The following is a 21194-nucleotide window of genomic DNA, read 5'->3' as shown; positions in this document are numbered from 1 at the left end:
ATGTCCATTCGACTGAAATTATTGCTTTCTTATGCGGCCATGCTGCTAATTCCACTCGTTATTATGATTATTACAGCTGTTCTGTTAGTCGTTGTTTTTCGTGGTGATCTTCAAAGTATCCGCGATCAATACGGGTCAGGTGTCGGACTATTCGAGAACCAGAATGTGGAACACACGTTTAAAGAAATGAAACGAACCGCGGAGAAGAATCCGTCCATTCTAGCTGACTCAGGGTATTTAGCGGACATTGATCAAGAACTGCAGTTGAATGATTCGAGGTTGGTTGTACGCAAAGAGAATACACTTGTTTATGTTTCTCCAACGTTGCAGGAGTCGGATGTACTCCAGCACCTGCCAGCGTTCAAACACCCTGGACATCCGGAGAGGGAAGATGCCAAGCGTTATGGGCGAGAGTTACTGGAAGTAAACTCTTTCAACTTTTATTATGCCGGACAACAGCCAGGCAGTGTTTTCATTGTTAATAAGGTGAATCCGTTAGTCAACTTTACGCAGAAATTTTTCCCAATCCTATTTATCACGCTAGTTATAATTTTGATTCTTACGCATACGTTGTTAACTTATTTTGTATCAAGAAGTATCATTACACCGCTTTGGAAGTTAAAAAATGCCATGAAAAGGATTCAATCTGGTGACCTTGATTTCCAAGTCCAGATAACAAGTAAGGATGAAATCGGGCAACTCAGCATAGCCTTTGAACAAATGCGAAAACAATTGCAAGAATCGATTCAAACCCAAATTCAATATGAAGAAAATCGTAAAGAGCTTATTTCTAACATTTCACACGATATTCGAACTCCTCTTACAGCTATTAGAGGTTATGTGGATGGTTTAGGTGACGGAATTGCCGATACCGCGGACAAAAAACAAAAATACATCGAGATTATATCGTCCAAAGCCGAAGAGATGGATCATTTAATTGATGAATTATTTCTATATTCCAAATTGGACTTGAAGCGTCTGCCCTTTAATTTTGAAGTCGTTGATTTCGCATCTTTTTTAGCGGATTGGTCGGATGAACTTGATTTTGAACTTAGCAAACAAGGCGTTCATTATAAGTCAGATATCGCGTTACACCAGCAGATTCAAGTCTCGATAGATCGGGATAAAATGAGACGCGTTTTTTCTAACATTATGGACAATTGCTTAAAATATATGAATAAAATAGAGAAACATATCGCTCTGCATGCTAGGATAAAAGGGGAACATGTCGTCATCGATATTACAGATAACGGAATAGGCATGGATGCTGAGGCGCTTCCATATATTTTTGATCGCTTTTATCGCGCTGATCCATCCAGGAACAGTAATAACGGAGGGAGCGGATTAGGGTTAGCGATCTCGAAGCAAATGATCGAAGGTCATGGCGGAACGATTGGAGCGCGCAGTATGAAAGGCGAAGGGACTTGTATTACCATCAACTTGCCGCTCAAAAGGCACAAAGACGGTGAAAATGAATGAAACGAATATTAATCGTAGAAGATGAACAACTCATTGCTGAGCTCGAACGAGATTATTTGGAAGTGAGCGGCTTTAAGGTTGATATTGCGATGGATGGCGAGCAAGGTCTGAAACTAGGACTCAGCGGGGAGTATGATTTAATCATTCTCGATGTCATGCTTCCTCTTTTAAACGGATTCGAAGTATGCAAGCAAATTCGCGAGAAACATCATATTCCGATTCTAATGGTTACTGCGAAAAAAGAAGATATTGATGTGATTCGTGGTCTTGGACTCGGCGCTGATGACTATATTACAAAGCCGTTCAAACCCGGAGAGCTGGTAGCTAGAGTCAAAGCGCATTTGGCACGCTACGAGCGATTAATAGGTACCAAAGAAAATAACGAAGAAATTCGCATACATGGACTATTAATCGATTACGGATCCCGTCGCGTTTTCGTTCATGAACAAGAAATTACCCTTACGACGAAGGAATTTGATCTGCTTTATTTTTTAGCCATGAATCCAAATCGGGTCTATAGTAAGGATCACCTTTTTGAGCGCATATGGGGATTAGATGCTATAGGAGATTCACAGACTGTCACTGTCCATATCCGCAAATTAAGAGAAAAGATTGAAATAGATGCATCCAACTCTCAATACATTGAAACGGTATGGGGCGCCGGTTATCGGTTTCGCCTATAAACATATGCGATGAAAGGTGGTTTCTCAAAAGCATGAATGTGAATCCTCGTGTATTAATACTTACAGCTAGCTATGGTAATGGTCATCTCCAGGCTTCTAAAGCGCTGCAGCAGCAATTCTTGAGCCAAGGTGTTGAACATGTGAAGATCGTCAACCTAATGAAAGAAGGCCATCCATTCATCAATCTCATTACAACTTCACTTGTTAACAAAAGCACAAAGATCTCACGAATGGGTCTCGATTATTATGGTTGGAGCTATTACTTAACCCGTGAAACCAAACGGACAGCTTTATTCCAAAGATCGATGACTTATCTTGGCCAAAAGAAATTGAGAGAACTTATTCATCAAGAGCGTCCAGACGTCGTTGTTAACACATTTCCATTCGGTGCATCGCCAGAAGTATGCAGTTCAATGGGAATTACGAATTTCACCGTACTTACGGATTATGCTTTACACGCTACCTGGTTACACCCGAATGTCGATAAATACTATGTTGCTACGGAAGAATTAAAGCAGCAAATCATTTTCAAAGGTTTCAGCAAGGATCGTGTTGAGGTTACCGGAATTCCTTTGCGTCAAGAGTTCGCCAATGAGAGAAGTTTCTCCCAAAGTCAGAAAAAGAACATCATTCTTATCATGGCATCGGAAAGCGGCGTAACCAGCTATATTGAGGAAATGTTGCATTCCCTGGCTGATTTAGATAATTGCCAATTGGTCGTCGTATGTGGTCGCAATGAGAAGTTGGAGCTTAGACTTAAAGACCAATTTGCTGCATTTTCGGGTATAACCATTCTTGGGTTTGTTGACAATGTCCATCAATGGATGTCTAGGGCTACCTGTATCGTAACCAAAGCGGGCGGATTAACATTGACGGAAGCTCTTGCCTTACAACTGCCTATTTTCATCTATAAGCCCTATGCCGGACAAGAAAAGGAAAATGCTTTATTTCTTTCAAGTCGCGGAGTTGCCTCTATCTCCACAAATATGGAGGATTTTTCAAGTAAAATCAATTATTTAATTAAACATCCTAGCTTATATGAAGAAATAAGAGAGCGTATGAAAGGATTGCAACGGAACCAAGCTGCCGCTCACATTGTTAATGATATTATTCATAGGATTAATCAACCAGTTTCACTGTCGATATAAGTGCAGGAGGCCTGATTCGGATGAAGGATAAAATGGAGAACCTAGACGATTTTTTACAAACGATCTATGAGCTTGAAGAAAAAGTAGTCCATCTGATTCATCAATCTAATTTAACAAATGCAGAGAAAAAATTCATCTTGGACCATATTCTTATCATTCCCGGAAAAAGCGGAGATCATGAAGAAAGCAAGGTTATATAAGTGACAATAAATGAAAAAAAAACCTCCTTCTGATAAATATCTGGAAGGAGGTTTTTGCTAGCTAGCTAGCTATTAAGTTACAACTAAAATGAATACTTCTTGGTCTCCGGGTGAAGCTGCTGTCATGAATACGGTGTTAGCGGCATGTACGGATTGCGGTGCCACGATAAGATTAGATGATACAAATAAGGATACACTAAGTGTAATTCCTAATAACGATTTGCTTAGGCGATTCTTTTTTTAATCATCCTCTCATGCTCTTCTTTCATTCTTATGGTACGATCAATACGAGGCAGGTGAAGTATAATGAATCATCATTCCATGATCAATGTAATCACTCATTACGGGTATGCAGGTATATTTTTATTACTTTTTATTGGAATTGTTGGCATACCGCTTCCAATTGAGATTATCCTGCTAGGCGCAGGTTATATTGCGCTAAAAGCTAATCTTTATATAGGTGGTATCATCGGCTTTGCATGGCTTGGAGCTTGTGCAGGGATGACGCTTAATTACTTTCTTGGACAAAGTATTGGATTGAAGCGTATCAGCATGGTAACAAAGTGGATTAAGCTCTCCCAGAGCAGATTAGAAAAATGGGCAGAACATTTTAAGAAACATGGAGCCATATTGCTTCTAGTTGGCTATTATGTAGCTGGACTAAGGCATGCTGCTCCTTTCATCGCAGGGGCTACGAGGATGCGGCTCGCCAAATTTATGAGTATCTCGTACTTCGGCGCATTAGCTTGGATTTTAATTATTGTTCTTCTCGGCCAAAAGCTCGGTAAAGCATGGCACCACATTTTTACACAGTTCAATCATCCTATATGGATCATAATCGCGGCTGTTATTATCGGGCTTGGCTTGTTAGGAGCTAAGATGATGGTTCGTCAGCGTCGATTCTCCTCATAAAGCAATAGAACCTCCAATTCCACTGGTCTGAAGTGGGACTGGAGGTTTTTTTACTGACAGATGTTAAGGTGAACAACAAATTACTTGCGTTTTGCAGGAACGAAACGGCCGTTAGCTCTCGTATAACGCAAAACTTTGTAGAACATTTTTTTATCTTGTAATTGGTTGAAAATAAAGGGGTCCGGCGCGGTATTTACTTCTAGTACCCAAGGCTTCAATTGTTTATCGATACCGATATCAACCCCAATTTCTTTAAATCCAGGATAAATCTTCTGGTAATGAGTTGCAATTTGATACCCTAAATGACGCAAGTTTTTGATATAAGCATTTTTCTTCTGATTGTTTAAGTAGGGGCCAAGTAATAATTCTAAGGGTAGCGGTTTGCCGCTATTATGAAAGTTCGTCACTATTTTGCGTGGATGAGCAACTCGACCGATATAACCAGTGGCTTCCCATTTTTTCTTTGGGCTTTTTTGTACCATAATGCGTATATCGAATATTCGCTTTTGATGGGTTAAGAGATGAATGCCTTGCTGCACCAAATAGGATCTGTTTAATTTGGCTATGTTCAGTGCAGCGAATAAGCCTTGATATGTTGTAAAAGTTTTAGCTACTGTCCCGGATTGAAAATGGTAATTGTATTTTTTTTCCACACGAATAACGCCTTGTCCGAAAGAGCCATTGATTGGTTTGACATAAACCATCTTATACTTATTTAACATATGAAGCAGGTTCGTTTGACTGTAGATTCTTGTTTCCGGAACAAATTTACGAAGTTTTTTGTTTAATAAGAGAACCTTCGTTTTGACCCATTTGCTGCCTACTGTACGTACTCGATTCATTGACATATCAGCACCTCGCACCTCATCTTGGAAATTTTCGGAGCATAAATTTTTTCTAATTTGTTTGCTATGGCCTCATGGCCTCATTTGATCTTTCCAGTTATCATATTCAGGAGAAGTGGAGGGACTTGGTGTAAAGTCTAGTTGGCAAATTTAAATTTTTTGATCGTTCCCATATTGCAGCCAGTAATAAAGTGGGATACACTGAGGCGACAGATTAGATCCACCCAGAAAGATTCATTAAGGAGCGATACTCTTTTGAAGACATTAATTATTGCGGAAAAACCCGACATGGGACGAAATATAGCCGCCGCAATAGATCCGAAAGCCAAAAATCTCAGGTCCTATTTAGAGGGTGAACAATACATCATCACATGGGCTATAGGACACTTAATTGAGTTGGCTGAACCTGATCAATACGATGATAAATATAAAAAATGGAATATCAATCACCTCCCGATCATTCCTGATGAATTTAAGCTGATTCCAAACCCGCGTACCTATGATCAGCTTAAGGTGATTGCAGAGCTTGCGAAGAAGTGTGACCAGCTTGTCAATGCCTGCGATGCCGGTCGGGAAGGACAGCACATCTTTTCGCTCATCCAGCGTCATCTTGGACTCAAGCATCCTGTCAAACGTCTCTGGATTTCCGATTTAACCTCCGAAACGATTCGAAATGGCTTTGCGACATTAAAGGACGGTGCGGAATATGAAAATTTAACGCGTGCCGCGCGCTCTCGGAGTGAAGCCGATTGGCTAATTGGCATGAATGGCTCACGCGCTTTCACGACGAAGCATAACGTTCTGCTATCCGTTGGCCGCGTACAGACACCAGTTCTCGCTCTCATATATGATCGCCAGAAGCATATTGAAGCCTTCTCATCGCTCAAATTTTATGAGCTTGAGGGTCATTTTACACAAGGCGACACCATTTATAGAGGGATGTGGCAAGGAGAGCGTTTGACTGATCAGCCGAAGGTTGAGGCGCTTGCAGCTAAAGTGAAAGGGAAGCCGGCACGGATCATTTCCTATGAAGTGAAGGATACGAAGGAATACCCGTTCAAATTGTATGATTTGACGCTGCTGCAGCGTGAGGCGAATGGGAAGTACGCTTTCTCAGCTAAGAAGACGCTCGATACCGCTCAGGCACTCTACGAGAAGCATAAGGTCATTTCCTATCCCAGAACGAATTCCAACTATGTGACCGAGCAAAATATCCCGGAAATGCACAAGTCTTTATCCGCCTTACAAGGAACGGCTTATCACGACCTTGTGCAAGGGGCTAACCGCAATCTGGTGAATAAAAATAACAAGTTCATTTGCAATCCAACCAAGGTGGAAGATCACCACGCGATACTGCCGACAAATCGGAAGGCATCAGGCCTCAATCCGGATGAACAGAAATTGTACGATTTGATTGTAAGACGTTTCTTATCGCAGTTTTATCCCCCAGCCGAGTATAAGGTTCATACAGTTATGACCGAGGTAGAGCAAGAAATGTTTAAGACCACGGTCAAAGAGCTGCTCCAATTAGGTTGGAAGGTCATTTATGCCGATCAGAAAAAAGAAAAGCCGAAGAGCACGAAGAGCAGAGAGAAGGAAGAGGAAGAAGACGAAGAGGTTGAGGTAAGCGAGCCTTTCTCTATTGATCCACAAGGGAATGTCGTTTGTCATGACGCGATCGTTAAGGAAAAAGATACGCAGCCGCCTAAGCATTTTAACGAAGGCACGCTGCTCAAAGCAATGGAAAGCGCAGGCAAGCAGATTGAGGATGAGGAGCTTCGCGATGCAATGAAGGATTCGGGGCTCGGCACGCCTGCTACCCGTGCAGCGACGATCGAGCGTCTGAAGAAGGTCGGTTACATCGATATGCAGGGTAAGAAAATTGTTCTGACCCAGAAGGGGCGAACGGTTGTCGAATTAATTCGCGGCGCTGGCATTGAGTTGCTGACTTCACCTGAGATGACTGGTCAATGGGAGCGCAGGTTGAACGAAATCTCCCGCGGTACGGCCTCGGACGAGCAATTCATGCACAATGTGAAAAAGTTCGCAACACTTATCGTCGAAAAGGTGCGTGGGCAAGCAAGAGCTTCCAAAACAGCCTTCGAAGGTGAAACACCTCCTGCTGGAGGGGCTAAACGCGGTTCAGCACGATCAAGTGCGACTGCAGCTGGGACTAAACCGGCAACATCCAGTAAAAAAGCGTTCCTTGCCAAGCCATCAGATGGAACGAGTGCGTTCCTAGCCGCATGTCCAAGACCAGGGTGCGGAGGTTCCCTATTTATGGGGCGTAAGGGTTACGGCTGCTCCCATTATAAGGAAGGCTGCAAGTTCGTCATATGGAAAGAAAGCTTCGGACGGAATTTGACGGATGCTCAAGTTCAAGCGCTCGTAAACAAAGGGAAAACATCCAAACTGAAGATCGTGCTAGCCGATGGAACAGCGGTCGATGGACGAATCGTATTGAGAAACATTGATACGGGAGAACTTGGCGCGGAGACGGAGTAAATGGGGGACGAAGTGTGATTCATTTAATGAACGACTGGGCATCTTTATTGGATTCAGAATTTGAAGAACCTTATTTCCAAGCTTTACATGAATTTCTCGCAGACGAATATCTTACGCAAACCATTTTTCCAGAACAAAATGAGATCTTCAACGCTCTTCATTTCACATCTTACGCGGAGACCAAAGTGGTCATTTTGGGACAGGATCCCTATCACGGAAGAGGCCAAGCCCATGGCCTCAGTTTTTCCGTTAAACCGGGTATATCGACGCCGCCTTCTTTACAGAATATGTACAAAGAATTACAGTCCGACCTCGGCTGCTATATCCCTGATAACGGATACCTGAAGAAATGGGCGGAACAAGGTGTGCTGCTGTTGAACACTGTTCTAACGGTGCGCGCAGAATTGCCTAATTCTCATAAAGGAAAGGGTTGGGAACGGTTTACAGACAAAGTGATTCGAACTTTGAGTGAACGGGAGCAGCCGGTTATCTTCGTGCTTTGGGGAAGTCATGCGCAGGCCAAGCAGTCTCTCATTGATACAACGAAGCATTTCATCATAAAATCTGTTCATCCAAGTCCGCTTTCTTCGTATCGCGGATTTTTTGGCAGTAAACCTTTTTCGCAAGCGAATGCCTTTCTTAGGGACCTTGGAAGTTCGGAAATTGATTGGCAAATTCCAAATTTATTTGAAAAGGAGCGAGAAAAATGAGCGACATAAAAGAATTTATATATGTCTTACGTTTACGACCTGCTTTTCTAGACCGCAGCATTTGGACAGAAAGAGAAGAGAAAATTGTTGAAGAGCACTTCCAATACCTCTTACAATTGAAAGAGGTAGGAGAGCTTATTTTAGCAGGAAGAACGCAAACTTTTGATGAAAAAACATTTGGCATTGTTATCCTCAGGGTGGATAATGAGTTAGAAGCAACACTGATCATGGAACAAGACCCAGCTGTCGCCAATCAACTAATGACCAGCGAATTGTTTCCTTATAGTATTGCTGTAATGTAAATTAATGCCGGTTTTCTGGCGAAAATTCAAAGGAGTGAAACCAATGAAATTTCAAGAATTCAATTACGTACGACCTGATTTTAGCGCTTTTGAAGTTAAGTTTAAAGAGCTTTTAGAACGTTTTAAGCAAGCAGCTTCATTCAAGGAGCAGGACCAAGCGATGGAAATGATCGTCAGCTTGCGAAGTGAACTGGAATCTATGGAGGCTATAGCGCGAATTCGTCATTCGGTGGATACGACGGATGAGTTTTACAAAGCTGAACAAGAGTATATCGATGAAATCGAGCCTTTATATCAAGGTCTTATCACTAAGTTTTATAAAGCACTTATAGATTCCACCTATCGATCTGAGCTAGAAGTCAAATGGGGGAAGCAATTATTTACGATTGCCTCATTATCTTTGAAAACGTTCTCGCCAGAAATTGTTGAAGACCTCGTGCAAGAAAACAAACTAGCCAGTGAATATTCGAAGCTGCTTGCTTCTGCAAAGCTTGTTTATGCAGGGGAAGAACGAAATTTATCCCAACTAGTGCCTTTTCAATTATCAACAGACCGAAATGTTCGCAAAGAAGCGAATGATGTAAAATATAGATTTTTTATAGAGAATGAAGTGAAATTGGATGAATTATATGACCAATTAGTGAAAATTCGTACTCTCATAGCTAAGAAGCTCGGATATAATAACTTTATTGAACTCGCATATGCTCGTTTAAACCGCTCTGATTATAATGCCAAAGACGTTGACGTATTTCGAAATCAAGTTCTTGAACACATTGTGCCAGCGGCATCCAAGTTAAAAGAACGTCAGAAGGCTAGAATTGGTGTAGATACGCTGCATTATTATGACGACAAGTTTGGCTTCGCTTCAGGGAATGCGACGCCTAAAGGTGATGCGGATTGGATTGTGGAACAAGCTCGTAAGATGTATGCAGAGCTCTCACCGGAAACGAATGAGTTCTTCACCTTCATGATCGATAACGGGTTGATGGATCTAGTAGCAAAGAAGGGAAAACGTGTAGGTGGTTATTGCTCTTATATTAGTACATACAAAGCACCGTACATTTTCTCTAACTTTAATGGAACATCAGGTGACATTGATGTCTTAACCCATGAAGTAGGTCATGCTTTCCAGGGCTATAGCAGCCGAGAATTCCAAGTGCCTGAATACATATTTCCAACCTTGGAAGCTTGTGAAATCCATTCCATGAGCATGGAGTTTCTCGCTTGGCCTTGGATGTCGTTGTTCTTCGAGGAGGATACTGACAAATACAAATTCAAGCATCTTAGTGAATCACTCTTATTCATTCCTTACGGTGTTGCGGTAGATGAGTTCCAACATCGGATCTATGAGCAGCCGGATCTAACACCCGCAGAGCGTAAGCTAGTATGGCGCGAAGTTGAGCGCAAATATTTGCCGCATCGCGTGTATGAGGATAATGACTATTTGGAAAGAGGAGGCTTCTGGCAGCAGCAGGCGCACATTTACAAAAGCCCGTTTTATTACATCGACTACACGCTTGCGCAAGTGTGTGCGTTTCAATTCTGGAAACGGGCTAATGAAAATCCAGAGTTAGCGTGGCAAGATTACTTAAGACTTTGTCAGCAAGGCGGAAGCCTGAACTTCACGGAGCTTACCCAAGTAGCTAAGCTGATTTCACCTTTTAAAGATGGCTGTGTGGCTTCGGTGATTGGCCATATCGATTCCTGGCTTGAGCAGATTGATGATGCTAGGCTTTAAATCATAGGCTGGACATGAGTGATTTGCAATCCGCTGTCACAGGCTTTGCCTGTTTCATAGGAGCGATTGCCGAGAACATCATGAAATGCTTGAGAATCGGCAGCAGAACCTCTAAGCAACGCTTGTATGGCTGTTTGGAGGACGGTTTGGCCATCTTCCATAGCGATATCCCATAAGTCCCATATGCTGTATATGTACGTTTCTTCTAATGATGTAGGACAATTCCAAACCGTCCTGGCTTCGTTTAAATAATCAAGCGGAGCCGGATGTTTGCTATATACAAATGGCGATATTTTGCCGAGGGTTACGATTCGTTTAATCCCTTTCGGATCGTGAAACAGGCGATGTGCGCGAATCATGTCGAAGTAAGCATCGTTCCAATCCTTCTCCGTAACATGCGATACCGTTTCAGGATAGTGGTTGGCAGCAGCGTGGGCTAGGGCAGGAACAACACCAAGCGGCAGCGTTTCGCCAACATAAATTTCTTTCCAAACCGGAGTTTTCCACGTCTGCAGCCCAAGCTTCCGACGAACAATGAGGGTGTCCATGATTATTTCGAATCTTTGGTGAGCCCATTTCTTGAAGCCTGATTTATGAAAAACGTAGGGATGCATATGACGATCAAGAATATGATGTGTGATGAATCCAAGCACATAAACAACAGCCGGATTATACAACCCTCTGCCTTGTACTTGGCGAAGTAAATCCTCCAAGAACGGACCGCACATTTTCGTATGCATAAGACTTCCTAATTGATTTAGTGTCTTGTCTTTTTTCCAAGGCAGGAAGTTATGATAGAACAAGAAATCTGGTCCTTGGCAGCCCAGTGAAAAGACTTGCCTCAGTTGTTTATCATTCAGCATATTGGCATGATCCAATTGTTTCATTAATTCTTGTCCAAAAATGAGATGTGTCCAGGTGTTTGGCAATCCGATATCCTCCTTATACGAAGCATTAAGATGTAGTGAGAACCATTATATTTTAACATAACCGAGGAAATTCAAGGGAACATTTCGTGAACGATTTGAAGTTCAAAAGTTCCATATGGAAGGAATAATCTTCAATTCGTCGAATTTAATTATCTGTGATGGAAGCCATCCAATGCATCTCTAAGATGGGAGATAACGAATGAATATGGTCAATAATCCGCTGGATATTAACAACAGTGCAGATCCTGACAATATTCAAGGTCTGCTTCCGAGAACGGAACCGTCATTTGCAGCTGTCTTCGAATTCAATACAATTGGGATGGCACTTATTTCAATGGGTGGACTGTGGATGAGGGTGAACAGCAGTCTAAGTGCCATTACAGGATACTCGGAAGAAGAATTAGTATATACCGAAATAACTGATATTTTTTTACCCGAAGATACCGTTAAACTGCCTGAACTAATAGGACAATTGTTGGCCGGTGAAATGCGTACTATTCAGATTGAAAAAAGAATGAAACAGAAAGACGGGACAATCATATGGGTTGAATGCGTGGTTTCAATAATCAGAGATGCAAACAACGAACCCCTTTATTATATTTCTCAGATTCGAGATCTATCGTCGCGAAAATCCGATATGGAACGAAAACTTGTTGAGAGTGAGCAGCGATATAAGTCGCTAATCGAGCACAATCCTGCTGGAATTCTAACCTGTGATTTAAACGGTTTGATCAAAAGTGTGAACCCTGCCATGGAACGGATTTTGGGCTTTACGGAGATGGATATGTTGGATCAGTCCATCAACCATTTCTGGGGACAGAAGAATCAAGAACATGGCTCATCTGATAACGTCATTTGGCAAACGGATAATTATATGCTTCAGGTTACGCACAAGAATGGCGAAATGATTGAACTAGGCTTGAAAAATGTGCCAATTATCGTGAATGGGACGATCGAAGGCGTTTATATTATCGCGAGGGATATCACCCAGCATAACAAAGACCGTGAGTCACTAAGAGTTGCTCAGCAGGATCTTCATGACACGGTTCGAAGACAACAAGGGATGACAATGAAGTTCAGGAAAATGCGAGGGAAATTCATTCACACTTTATGTGACGGTGAGCTTCTCTATCGACTCGGTTACAAGCCATCGCATATCATTGGCAACGGCTTATATGAAATTTGGCCATACTATATGGCCGTCAGTATTGATAAGTCTTACCGCAAGGCATGGAACGGTGAAGAAAATGTCATGTATGAAGCCACATTCCGTGGAATTACGTACTTGACTTCCTTACGTCCCATATTTGAAAATGGCCGTGTGATTGAAGTGATCGGTTCATGTGTAGACATTACGGAACGTAAACGAATGGAAACAGAGCTCAGAGAAACGAAGGAGCTGCTGGAATCTTTTATTAGCAATACAACAGATGCCATCTGTGTACTTGATCCGAGTTTTAGAGTGATGTCTGTCAATGCGGCGTATGAGCAAATATTAGGTTGGAATCAAGATGAGCTTCTGAACCAGCCATTGCCCATTTACCCAGACTTTCTGGAAGAGCAGCGACAAGAAATATATGACATGCTGAAAGCAAGTAAGAAAATCTCAGGGTTAGAGACTGTACGACTTCGTAAAGATGGGAAGCTTGTGCACGTTAGTGTGACGAAGACGCCAATCAAGAATGAGAGGGGCGAGATTATTGGATTCGCCGGTATCACGCGTGATATTACTGAGCGAAAACGAACGGAAGAATTGTTGCGCAAATCGGATAAACTTTCCGTCGCGGGTCAGTTAGCCGCGGGGCTTGCTCATGAAATCAGGAATCCCCTTACGTCACTCCGCGGCTTTCTGCAGCTGCTGCAGAACGATATGAAGGGGAAGCAGCACTATTTTAACATTATGCTGTCCGAATTAGATCGGATTAATTTCATCGTCAGTGAATTTCTCGTCATTGCCAAGCCAGAAGCGATTCATTACAAAAAGAGTGATTTGAAAGATATTTTACAATCGGTTATTGCGCTGCTTGATACGCAGGCTGTGCTTTGTGATGTGCAGCTGTTACTCGAGTTTGAGTCTGAAATTCCGAAGTTAGTTTGTTCAGAGATGCATCTGAAGCAATTATTTATTAACTTGGTCAAAAATGCGATGGAAGCGATCCTGAAGGATGGGCTGATTAAAATGACCGTTTCCCTGCAGAGGAGCGATTTAATAAGGATCAGGACCGAGGATAATGGATGCGGAATTCCAGAGGAGCGTCTGAAGCAGTTAGGGGAACCTTTCTATACAACGAAGGAAAAGGGGACCGGACTCGGTCTTATGATGTGTTTCAAAATCGTCGAAGCGCACAAAGGAACCATGACGATTCAGAGCCATTTCGGAGAAGGAACCGTCATTGATGTGTTTTTGCCGACGCAGCCTAGTGGTCAGGAAAAAATGGAAATGTCGTAATATTGAACGTAAAAACCGCCAGACCTGATAAACAGGAACTGGCGGTTTCTTCATTTTAAAAACTGATACTAAATTCATTCGTTTCTCTAGAATACCATTGTGTGGTTGTGGCGTCTTTCTCACTGAGAATTCGTACTTCATCAGGTGTATATTTCACGATAAAACCCGAATTTACCTGATAATAAACACCAAAGGGGTCTAACGACCAAACGTAGACAGGTGTTTTTGTAAGAGCTGCAATGAAAATCTCTATATCTGTATCGAGTAGTTTGGTTCCGTAAATCATCTTCACACCTCTGTCTTATTATTTTGATGAAGTAGCACTTATTACTAGTGACAGCATGAACAAATAAACAATCACAAACCTGTTCATATTTTTTTCTGGCGTTTCGGTTTTAGACCAAGTACAATCAAAGTTGTCCTATTTTTAATACGATTGACAGGGAGAGGCAGCATGAAATTCGCAGTTCAATATATCTCATTTTTTGTGATCCAAGGTGAAGGTGCTGATATAGCATCCTCTAAAAATTATCGCCATTATCAAACTCTAGATGAGACCGATTACGAAGACAGCGCATTACAGCAGTTTCTGGATGGTGAATTCGCACGTATTGCTAAACGTAAAGTGGAGCGAAATCCAAGAGCTGAGCAGGTGCCGACGAAGATAGGACGTTTCATCACGGAGCCAGGCTTCGAATTAGAAAGCAATCCGAATTACAATGTATTCGCGCGTCTGCGCTTTGCTGAGAACAAGCAGGACTTTCTTAATGTCAGTGACGAGCTCTTGAATGCTTATTTGAATACAAGTGCGGTCAGGGGCGGCGCTTTTATTGTCGCAAGTGCGAGGCTCAATCAATATTTCGATGATCCTTTTGTCTTTATTCTGAAATGTGATTTTGAGCCGAAAATTGCACGAATTACAGACGAAAAGAGCTTATTGAATCAAGTGGAAATGGCGATTAATGCGAAAAACATGAAATCGATCCAATATCCGTTTATGCCCGAGGAAGGCATGTTAGAGCCCGCAGAGCTCAAAATTCATCAAGCCTCACATGCTCGTTACTTTGAGGATTTCCTAAAATATGTAGAATATGAGCAGTCGATGCCGGAAATCTTGCATCATCAAGTGCTGGGACTCGTTCAGCAGCAGCTGGAAAGAGACTATGAGCATAAGCCTGAGGAACGTGAGCAGGAAGAAAAGGATCTGGAAATCTGGGCAGCCAGTGAAAAGCGAGAACTCCAAGAGAAGTGGACACCGACTCAGGTCATCGATGCCGCTAATTATTTGGTGGAGCAGAAACCAGATCTGGAAATGCGCATCAAGCTTGACCATATTAGTGTAAAAGCCCAGCTAGCCGATTATGGGCGTAAAGTCCATATTGCCAGACAAGGCGAACGGTACGTCATTCTGATTGAAGGCGATTATTTACACTTCGAAAAAGGCGTATCTCCAGTAGAATTGCTTAGGCCAGAAGATCTTCATGCTGTGATCGAGCGGATTACACGAGAAGAAGGCGATAGGTAAAGGTAAAAAAATAGGGTTCCCACCACTATGAATTCCTTGTATAATAGGGAAGCTTTGTAAGAATTGACTGTAGGTAAATTATGATTGGGTAGAAGGAGAAAGGGGTAAATGGCTGTGATTGTGGTTGGGGGAATGATCGGTCTCGGTAAAACATCTGTATCCACTTTGCTTGGACAAGAACTTAATTCGAGCGTTTTTTATGAGAGTGTAGATGATAATCCGATATTACCGCTGTTTTACACGGCATCTCCGGAAGAAATTGAGAAGAAGCGATATCCGTTTCTGCTGCAATTACACTTCCTGAATACTAGATTTAGGGCGATAAAACAAGCGTTAGTACATAATCGAAATGTACTGGATAGAAGTATTTACGAGGACTGGTACTTTGCGAAAGTCAATCGGGAGTTAGGCCGTATTTCACAGCTGGAATTCGATGTCTACGAAGGGCTTGCCGACAATATGATGTCTGAGCTTGCTGAGCTTCCTAAGAAAGCGCCGGACCTAATGGTTTATCTAAAAGCTTCTTTCGAGACTGTTTTGCATCGCATCGGGCTAAGAGGACGCAGCTTCGAGCAAGACCAATCATTGGTTGATTATTATCGGCAGCTTTGGTCAGGCTATGATGACTGGGTCATGAATCATTATCATGCGTCCGAAGTGTTGATAGTTGATATGGACCGTGTTGATGTTGTGAACCGTGCAGAAGATGCCTTAGTATTAATTGATAAGGTACGTTCCAAGCTTTCAGAATTAGCCATCGTTTAATACGGAAGACCCCCTCTAATTAGAGGGGGTCTTTCGTATTATATAGGAGCTTTATATGTTAGGATATTTAGAAGCACGAATGAGTCGGAATTAGAGGAATTTAATAGACCAACATACCGTAAAGAAACTGATTCATAGGAATGCACTAAACATTAGACAGTTCATCAATCCGACAGCCGTATTGGGGTAATCATTTATGCAATCATCACCCTTCTTCAGGTATTCTGACTAGTTAGTTTCCATTGAAAGCATTTTCAATTCTTAAATCAAATGTATTCTGAAAATTTAGATTTTAATGAAGTGAAAATGAAGATGTGATCAAATATGTATTAACATGTTAGATTTCAATGAAAGACAGGTGATGAATTTGTTATTTATCGTATGTTACAAAGGAAAGTCTATGTGCAAGCCGCTTCCTAAATTAGCAGCAACGGAGAAAATGATGAAGCTAAGCCGTTTTTTCTCAAACCTAGAACTTGTTGAAGTTCAACAACAACATCAACAACAACTGGTTGCTACTTAAATTAATCATTAACAAACTTCTTTCATCCATTTCTCCTTAATCCATGATTAAGGAGTTTTTGTCTTGCGCGGATTATGCTACAGTAGATGGAAATGGTTGGCTCATAGGATCGGAGAATAACGTTGTACCTACTTCATGGAAGGCCCTAATTTTGGCGCTCTTAGCTGTTGAACTGTCTTCTGGGAGCATTGTGTGTAATACAATGAAAGGCAGGTTTTAAGGGATATGGTGTTGTTAGAAGTGATTGCAACAACTTTGGAAGACGCGTTAAACGCTGAATCTGGCGGTGCAGACCGAATTGAGCTGATAGCTAACCGGCATGAGGGAGGCGTAACTCCAAGTATGGTTTTGGTCCAAAAGGTTGCTGCTTCTATAAAGATTCCAGTACATGTCATGATTCGGCCGCATAGCCGATCCTTTCACATGCTAAAGGATGATATTCAAAAAATGATCGCTTGAAACACTCCTCGAAGCCACTCCGTTACCAGTAACGTTTCACAGGGCATTTGACGAAGTCCCCTCTCAAGAAGAGGCACTTATGACATTACTTGGATACAATCAAATTCGATCAATTTTGACTTCAGGCGGAGCCGTAAGCGCGCTTCAAGCCGTGGAAAAAATAAAACGACTGATTACCCTAACGCAAGGCCATGAGCTTCAAATAATGGCAGGAAGCGGACTCATAACTGAAAGATTGAAGTCTTTCGTGCATGCTACGCATGTGCCTTGTGTCCACCTTGGCACGGGTGTTAGAACTAACCTTAAAGTGAACGAACCGGTTGATGTGAATAAAGTGAGGGAAGTAAGAAGAGTTTTGAATGAAATTAACTGGCAATCCAACCATTGGAGGTAATTTATGAAAATTCTCATTCTTGGCGGAACGAAATTCCTTGGAAGAGCTCTTACAGAGGCTGCATTAGCAAAAGGTCATGAGATAACTTTATTTCACCGGGGCCTGCATGATGCGCATGCATTTCCACAGGTTCAGCATATCCATGGTGACCGTAACGTTGATCTAGCCCAGCTGCAAGAATTGCATTGGGATGCGGTTATCGATACAAGTGGATATCAGCCAGAAGTTGTAGATGCCGCTGCAAAGGTGTTAAAGGACCAAGTGAAACATTACACTTTTATTTCTACTGTTTCAGTTTATGATGATCTTTTGCAAGTGAATTTGAACGAGTCGGCGCCGGTTGCAGAATGGGAATCTCCAGAAACAATGGATCCAGGGCGGCAATACGGTGCTCTGAAAGCACTTTGTGAGAATGCGGTGAAGAAAGTATTTCCTGACCAAACACTGGTTATTCGTCCTGGTCTAATTGTTGGTCCATACGACGCATCCGATCGTTTCACGTATTGGCCTTCCCGTTTTCATCGCGGTGGTGATGTGTTGGTTCCTTTACCGAAAGAACGGAAGCTTCAATTTATTGACGTAAGAGATTTGTCTGCTTGGATCATTCGATTAGTTGAACAAGGAACGGTCGGAACCCTGCATGCAAGCGGCAGCGAATACTCAATGGAAGATGTCGTAGAAGCGTGTCGAGTGATGAGCAGCAACGCATCAGCATGCACTTGGGTGTCTGAAGAATTCTTAGTTGCTAACGAAGTAGGGCAGTGGATGGAGCTGCCACTTTGGATCAGAAGCGATAGTTTAGTCGGAATGTTGGCTTTAGATAACGCTAAAGCCTTTGAATCGGGATTAACAACAAGACCGTTAATTGAGACTGTCCAAGACACATTGGCTTGGGATCTAGGTCGATCACCAGAAAATGTGCGCTTGGCAGGTATGAATCCATCACGTGAACAAGAACTGCTTCGTCTATGGCATGAGTTGAGAAATTAAAGGAAGTCATGAGAACGAAAAATATTTTCCGAAATGTGTGAAAATCAATAGATTAAATGTAAAACTCCGAATATATATGGAATAGTAAACTCAGAGAAATGAGGTGCTGTCCATGTATGATTCCACGGATATCCAAAGTAATAAGGGAATGGCCATAATTGCGTACATCTTGTTTTTCATTCCGCTCATTGCTGCAAAAGATTCTAAGTTTGCCATGTACCACGCTAATCAGGGCCTTACGTTGTTCCTGTGCTGTGTCATTTTGAATGTAGTCTTGGGTATCATTCCGATTATTGGATGGATTCTTCTGCCTTTAGCGAACTTGGCGCTGTTTATTTTTGCAATTCTAGGCATAGTTGCGGCTGCCCAAGGTCAAGTAAAACCACTTCCAATTATCGGCGGTTACACACTTTTGAAGTAGTCTGACGTACATACGTGAAAGCAGGTTGCCTAACTTAGGCAGCCTGCTTTTTGTATTAACCTAATGTACTTTATCAAGGATGATTTACACCAAAGTTGCCAATTCAGCAATGCGTTGATTAACGTTGTCTGTATACAACCCTCCGTGGTATCAAATGACGGATTCAATATCAAATTGGGCAAACAACCAAAGCATCGGCAGCAATCAATGTTTTGCTACGTATATGGTAAAGACTAAGATGTCCCATGTGTATGACCTGGGGTATGAATAACAATAATGCCTTGTGGTGTGATTTTGATCAACATTTTCTCGCCTTGAATATACGGTTTCTCAATTTCACTGGAAAGTACAGCGAGTTTATTTGGAGATTCACTAATGAAATTTGGTAAACTTCCGATATGATCGATATCCTGATGGGTAATTATAATCGTGTTCAATTTACGAAAAGGAACGTCATTTTGCTCGATGGCCTCGCGTATGAGGGGGAATAACCCGGGATATCCGGTGTCCACTAAAATGCATTTGAATCCCTCCAAAGTGAAATGATAGTAAAAGAATAGTGCTAGCTTAAACTTTCATCTAATTATGTCCAAATCTTGATCAACGTGTGAATAAAATATGAACAAATCTTGATTTTGTGTTATACTACTTTTATAAAGCACTTACATCTCAGTTTGGAGTGATAATTATGGCAATTAAAGCTGTTTCGGTCAGCAGTGTTGAGCGCAGTGAGCGTGATGTGATGCCATTAGTGAAGATGATGACGATAGCGGCATGGGCTTTGCTAGGCATAGGATTACTTTTAAGCTTGTTAAATATAAATCATTTTAGTGACCGCAATGCATCTTTGATGGTCGGTATTGGCTTCATGGTAGGCAGTGTACACATTTACGTTATTCGGACGGCGATTCACTTGGTTCATTCGCGTGCAGCTTCCAAGGTAGACTAAAAACAACAAATCAGGTGAATATTAGATTATGCCTTTCAAGTGAGTAACTTGAAGGGCTTTTTGATTTTCATACTTTTTCATCATAGTCAACAAACGTTCTGTGACATTTGTTTTACAGTAAAACGTCGATCCATTGACGTATTTGTTAAGTCATACTTGTGCCCGTGTACTTTTAACAGTAATTTTTATATCTTGGAATTAGATCTTAAATCATTCAAGAAGACTAAACCGTGAAAAAGCATTTTGCAGATTTGTGGATAGGGAGGTAATAGGATGAAAAAGAGAAAACTCGTACAAGCTCTGTTGCCCTTTATGATGATCGCCATTGTTGTTTTGTTGGCAGGCTGCAGTGATCAAGCTATGGTATTGGATCCCAAAGGACCAGTGGGTGCTCAGCAGAGAGATTTGATCGTCTTATCGACTGTGTTGTGCACGATCATCCTCGTACCGGTACTTGCACTTACAGCTTGGATTGTATGGCGGTATCGTGATAAAGAGGGCAATAAAGCCTCTTATAGACCGAATTGGTCGCACAGTACGACTTTAGAAGTCGTTTGGTGGGCGATCCCCATTATCATTATCGCAACTTTGGCTGTTGTTACCATCAAGTATACACATGCTCTTGAGCCCTCCAAGCCGTTAAAATCCAATAAACCACCCGTCACGATTCAAGTGACATCGTTGGATTGGAAATGGTTGTTTACTTATCCGGAGCAGGGTATTGCTACAGTCAACTATTTGCAAATTCCGGAAGATACACCGATTAAGTTCGAGCTCACCTCGGATGCGCCGATGAACTCGTTCTGGGTCCCACAGCTTGGCGGACAAATCTATACAATGTCGGGAATGGCTATGACCCTTTACTTGCAAGCAGATGAGATCGGACATTACTTTGGAACGGGAGCGAATTTCAGCGGCGCGCACTTTGCTGATATGACGTTTGATGTTAATGCGACTTCCCAGAAGGATTTCGATGATTTCGTAGCCAAAACGAAAAAAGTACCTGCCAAACTTACAATGGAAAGCTACGAAGCATTAGCGAAACCAGGTACGACAGGTGTGCAGTATTTCTCCTCGATCCCGGATGGTCTTTTCGGGAAAATTGTAACGAAATATACGAATGGTCAATCCATTCACAGTGGTCATGGTGGTACAGAATCTACGAAAGAGACGATTAATAAATCTCAATCGACGGACAAAAATGCGCCTATGGACCACAGCCAAATGGATCATAGTCAAATGAAAATGACAAAATGATCGTTCGAAGC

The 21194-nt window shown here is 42.0% G+C and carries 22 protein-coding genes and 1 pseudogene; 19 read left to right on the top strand and 4 right to left on the bottom strand.

Going from position 1 to position 21194, the window contains the following annotated elements:
* From BLT91_RS12155 to BLT91_RS12135, 5 genes are all read left to right on the top strand, one after another.
* Positions 1-1479 (top strand): sensor histidine kinase, encoded by a 1479-nt coding sequence (locus BLT91_RS12155; protein ID WP_090821105.1) that lies wholly within the window; start codon positions 1-3, stop codon positions 1477-1479.
* The gene (locus BLT91_RS12150; RefSeq protein ID WP_090821103.1) at positions 1476-2162 is read left to right on the top strand and encodes a response regulator transcription factor; all 687 of its coding nucleotides are present in this window, start codon (positions 1476-1478) and stop codon (positions 2160-2162) included. Before BLT91_RS12155 ends, BLT91_RS12150 begins: the two co-directional genes overlap by 4 nt.
* A 32-nt stretch (positions 2163-2194) precedes the next feature.
* Positions 2195-3310, top strand: a complete 1116-nt coding sequence (locus tag BLT91_RS12145) for an MGDG synthase family glycosyltransferase (RefSeq protein WP_175532264.1) — start codon at positions 2195-2197, stop codon at positions 3308-3310.
* 20 nt (positions 3311-3330) lie between these two features.
* Positions 3331-3510 carry a hypothetical protein gene (locus BLT91_RS12140; protein ID WP_090821099.1) on the top strand — a complete coding sequence of 60 codons (180 nt, stop codon included), beginning with the start codon at positions 3331-3333 and terminating at the stop codon, positions 3508-3510.
* Positions 3511-3816: 306 nt separating this feature from the next.
* Positions 3817-4422, top strand: coding sequence for a DedA family protein (locus BLT91_RS12135; RefSeq protein ID WP_090821097.1), 606 nt, complete (start codon positions 3817-3819; stop codon positions 4420-4422).
* Positions 4423-4502: 80 nt separating this feature from the next.
* Here BLT91_RS12135 and BLT91_RS12130 read toward each other — a convergent pair whose 3' ends face one another.
* On the bottom strand, positions 4503-5264 hold the full coding sequence (locus tag BLT91_RS12130) for a YheC/YheD family protein (protein WP_090821095.1): 762 nt from the start codon (positions 5262-5264) through the stop codon (positions 4503-4505).
* A 258-nt stretch (positions 5265-5522) separates the two neighbouring features.
* Between BLT91_RS12130 and BLT91_RS12125 the strand changes: the two genes are divergently transcribed.
* From BLT91_RS12125 to BLT91_RS12110, 4 genes are read left to right on the top strand one after another with little or no spacing between them, the layout of a single operon-like run.
* On the top strand, positions 5523-7772 hold the full coding sequence (locus tag BLT91_RS12125) for a type IA DNA topoisomerase (protein WP_090821093.1): 2250 nt from the start codon (positions 5523-5525) through the stop codon (positions 7770-7772).
* 14 nt (positions 7773-7786) lie between these two features.
* Entirely contained in the window at positions 7787-8482 is a 696-nt protein-coding gene (locus BLT91_RS12120; RefSeq protein ID WP_090821091.1) for a uracil-DNA glycosylase, read from the top strand.
* Entirely contained in the window at positions 8479-8784 is a 306-nt protein-coding gene (locus tag BLT91_RS12115) for a YciI family protein (RefSeq protein ID WP_090821089.1), read from the top strand. Before BLT91_RS12120 ends, BLT91_RS12115 begins: the two co-directional genes overlap by 4 nt.
* A 43-nt stretch (positions 8785-8827) precedes the next feature.
* Complete coding sequence (locus BLT91_RS12110) at positions 8828-10522, top strand: M3 family oligoendopeptidase (RefSeq protein ID WP_090821087.1); 1695 nt, start codon at positions 8828-8830, stop codon at positions 10520-10522.
* Here BLT91_RS12110 and BLT91_RS12105 read toward each other — a convergent pair.
* Entirely contained in the window at positions 10519-11451 is a 933-nt protein-coding gene (locus BLT91_RS12105) for a zinc dependent phospholipase C family protein (RefSeq protein ID WP_090821085.1), read from the bottom strand. The genes BLT91_RS12110 and BLT91_RS12105 overlap by 4 nt on opposite strands.
* A 199-nt stretch (positions 11452-11650) precedes the next feature.
* Here BLT91_RS12105 and BLT91_RS12100 point away from each other — a divergent pair, with 199 nt between their 5' ends.
* Positions 11651-13900 carry a PAS domain S-box protein gene (locus BLT91_RS12100; RefSeq protein ID WP_090821083.1) on the top strand — a complete coding sequence of 750 codons (2250 nt, stop codon included), beginning with the start codon at positions 11651-11653 and terminating at the stop codon, positions 13898-13900.
* A 55-nt stretch (positions 13901-13955) separates the two neighbouring features.
* Here the strand turns inward: BLT91_RS12100 and BLT91_RS12095 are convergent, their stop codons facing one another.
* Complete coding sequence (locus tag BLT91_RS12095) at positions 13956-14186, bottom strand: hypothetical protein (RefSeq protein ID WP_090821081.1); 231 nt, start codon at positions 14184-14186, stop codon at positions 13956-13958.
* A gap of 168 nt (positions 14187-14354) precedes the next feature.
* Here BLT91_RS12095 and BLT91_RS12090 point away from each other — a divergent pair, with 168 nt between their 5' ends.
* The 7 genes and pseudogenes from BLT91_RS12090 to BLT91_RS12070 all read left to right on the top strand — a co-directional run bounded on the left by BLT91_RS12090 (position 14355) and on the right by BLT91_RS12070 (position 18977).
* Positions 14355-15425 (top strand): DUF3900 domain-containing protein, encoded by a 1071-nt coding sequence (locus BLT91_RS12090; protein WP_090821079.1) that lies wholly within the window; start codon positions 14355-14357, stop codon positions 15423-15425.
* Between the two features lie 108 nt (positions 15426-15533).
* Complete coding sequence (locus tag BLT91_RS12085; RefSeq protein WP_090821077.1) at positions 15534-16190, top strand: deoxynucleoside kinase; 657 nt, start codon at positions 15534-15536, stop codon at positions 16188-16190.
* A gap of 334 nt (positions 16191-16524) precedes the next feature.
* The gene (locus BLT91_RS31555) at positions 16525-16713 is read left to right on the top strand and encodes a hypothetical protein (RefSeq protein ID WP_175532263.1); all 189 of its coding nucleotides are present in this window, start codon (positions 16525-16527) and stop codon (positions 16711-16713) included.
* Between the two features lie 240 nt (positions 16714-16953).
* Complete coding sequence (locus BLT91_RS32810; protein ID WP_254776906.1) at positions 16954-17172, top strand: copper homeostasis protein CutC; 219 nt, start codon at positions 16954-16956, stop codon at positions 17170-17172.
* Positions 17173-17242: 70 nt separating this feature from the next.
* Positions 17243-17566, top strand: a pseudogene (locus tag BLT91_RS32805) (copper homeostasis protein CutC); the annotation flags it as partial.
* Between the two features lie 3 nt (positions 17567-17569).
* Positions 17570-18556 carry an NAD-dependent epimerase/dehydratase family protein gene (locus BLT91_RS12075; protein ID WP_090821075.1) on the top strand — a complete coding sequence of 329 codons (987 nt, stop codon included), beginning with the start codon at positions 17570-17572 and terminating at the stop codon, positions 18554-18556.
* 112 nt (positions 18557-18668) lie between these two features.
* Positions 18669-18977, top strand: coding sequence for a DUF4870 domain-containing protein (locus BLT91_RS12070; RefSeq protein WP_090821073.1), 309 nt, complete (start codon positions 18669-18671; stop codon positions 18975-18977).
* A gap of 233 nt (positions 18978-19210) precedes the next feature.
* Here BLT91_RS12070 and BLT91_RS33850 read toward each other — a convergent pair whose 3' ends face one another.
* On the bottom strand, positions 19211-19489 hold the full coding sequence (locus tag BLT91_RS33850) for an MBL fold metallo-hydrolase (RefSeq protein ID WP_254776905.1): 279 nt from the start codon (positions 19487-19489) through the stop codon (positions 19211-19213).
* Positions 19490-19665: 176 nt separating this feature from the next.
* Between BLT91_RS33850 and BLT91_RS12060 the strand changes: the two genes are divergently transcribed.
* On the top strand, positions 19666-19926 hold the full coding sequence (locus tag BLT91_RS12060) for a hypothetical protein (RefSeq protein WP_090821071.1): 261 nt from the start codon (positions 19666-19668) through the stop codon (positions 19924-19926).
* 273 nt (positions 19927-20199) lie between these two features.
* Positions 20200-21183 carry a ubiquinol oxidase subunit II gene (gene cyoA, locus BLT91_RS12055; RefSeq protein WP_090821069.1) on the top strand — a complete coding sequence of 328 codons (984 nt, stop codon included), beginning with the start codon at positions 20200-20202 and terminating at the stop codon, positions 21181-21183.
* Positions 21184-21194 lie beyond the last annotated feature (11 nt).

Origin of the sequence: Paenibacillus sp. yr247 (genome assembly GCF_900103825.1) — a bacterium.
Taxonomy (GTDB): domain Bacteria; phylum Bacillota; class Bacilli; order Paenibacillales; family NBRC-103111; genus Paenibacillus_E.
This window is presented reverse-complemented; position numbering and strand designations above follow the sequence as displayed.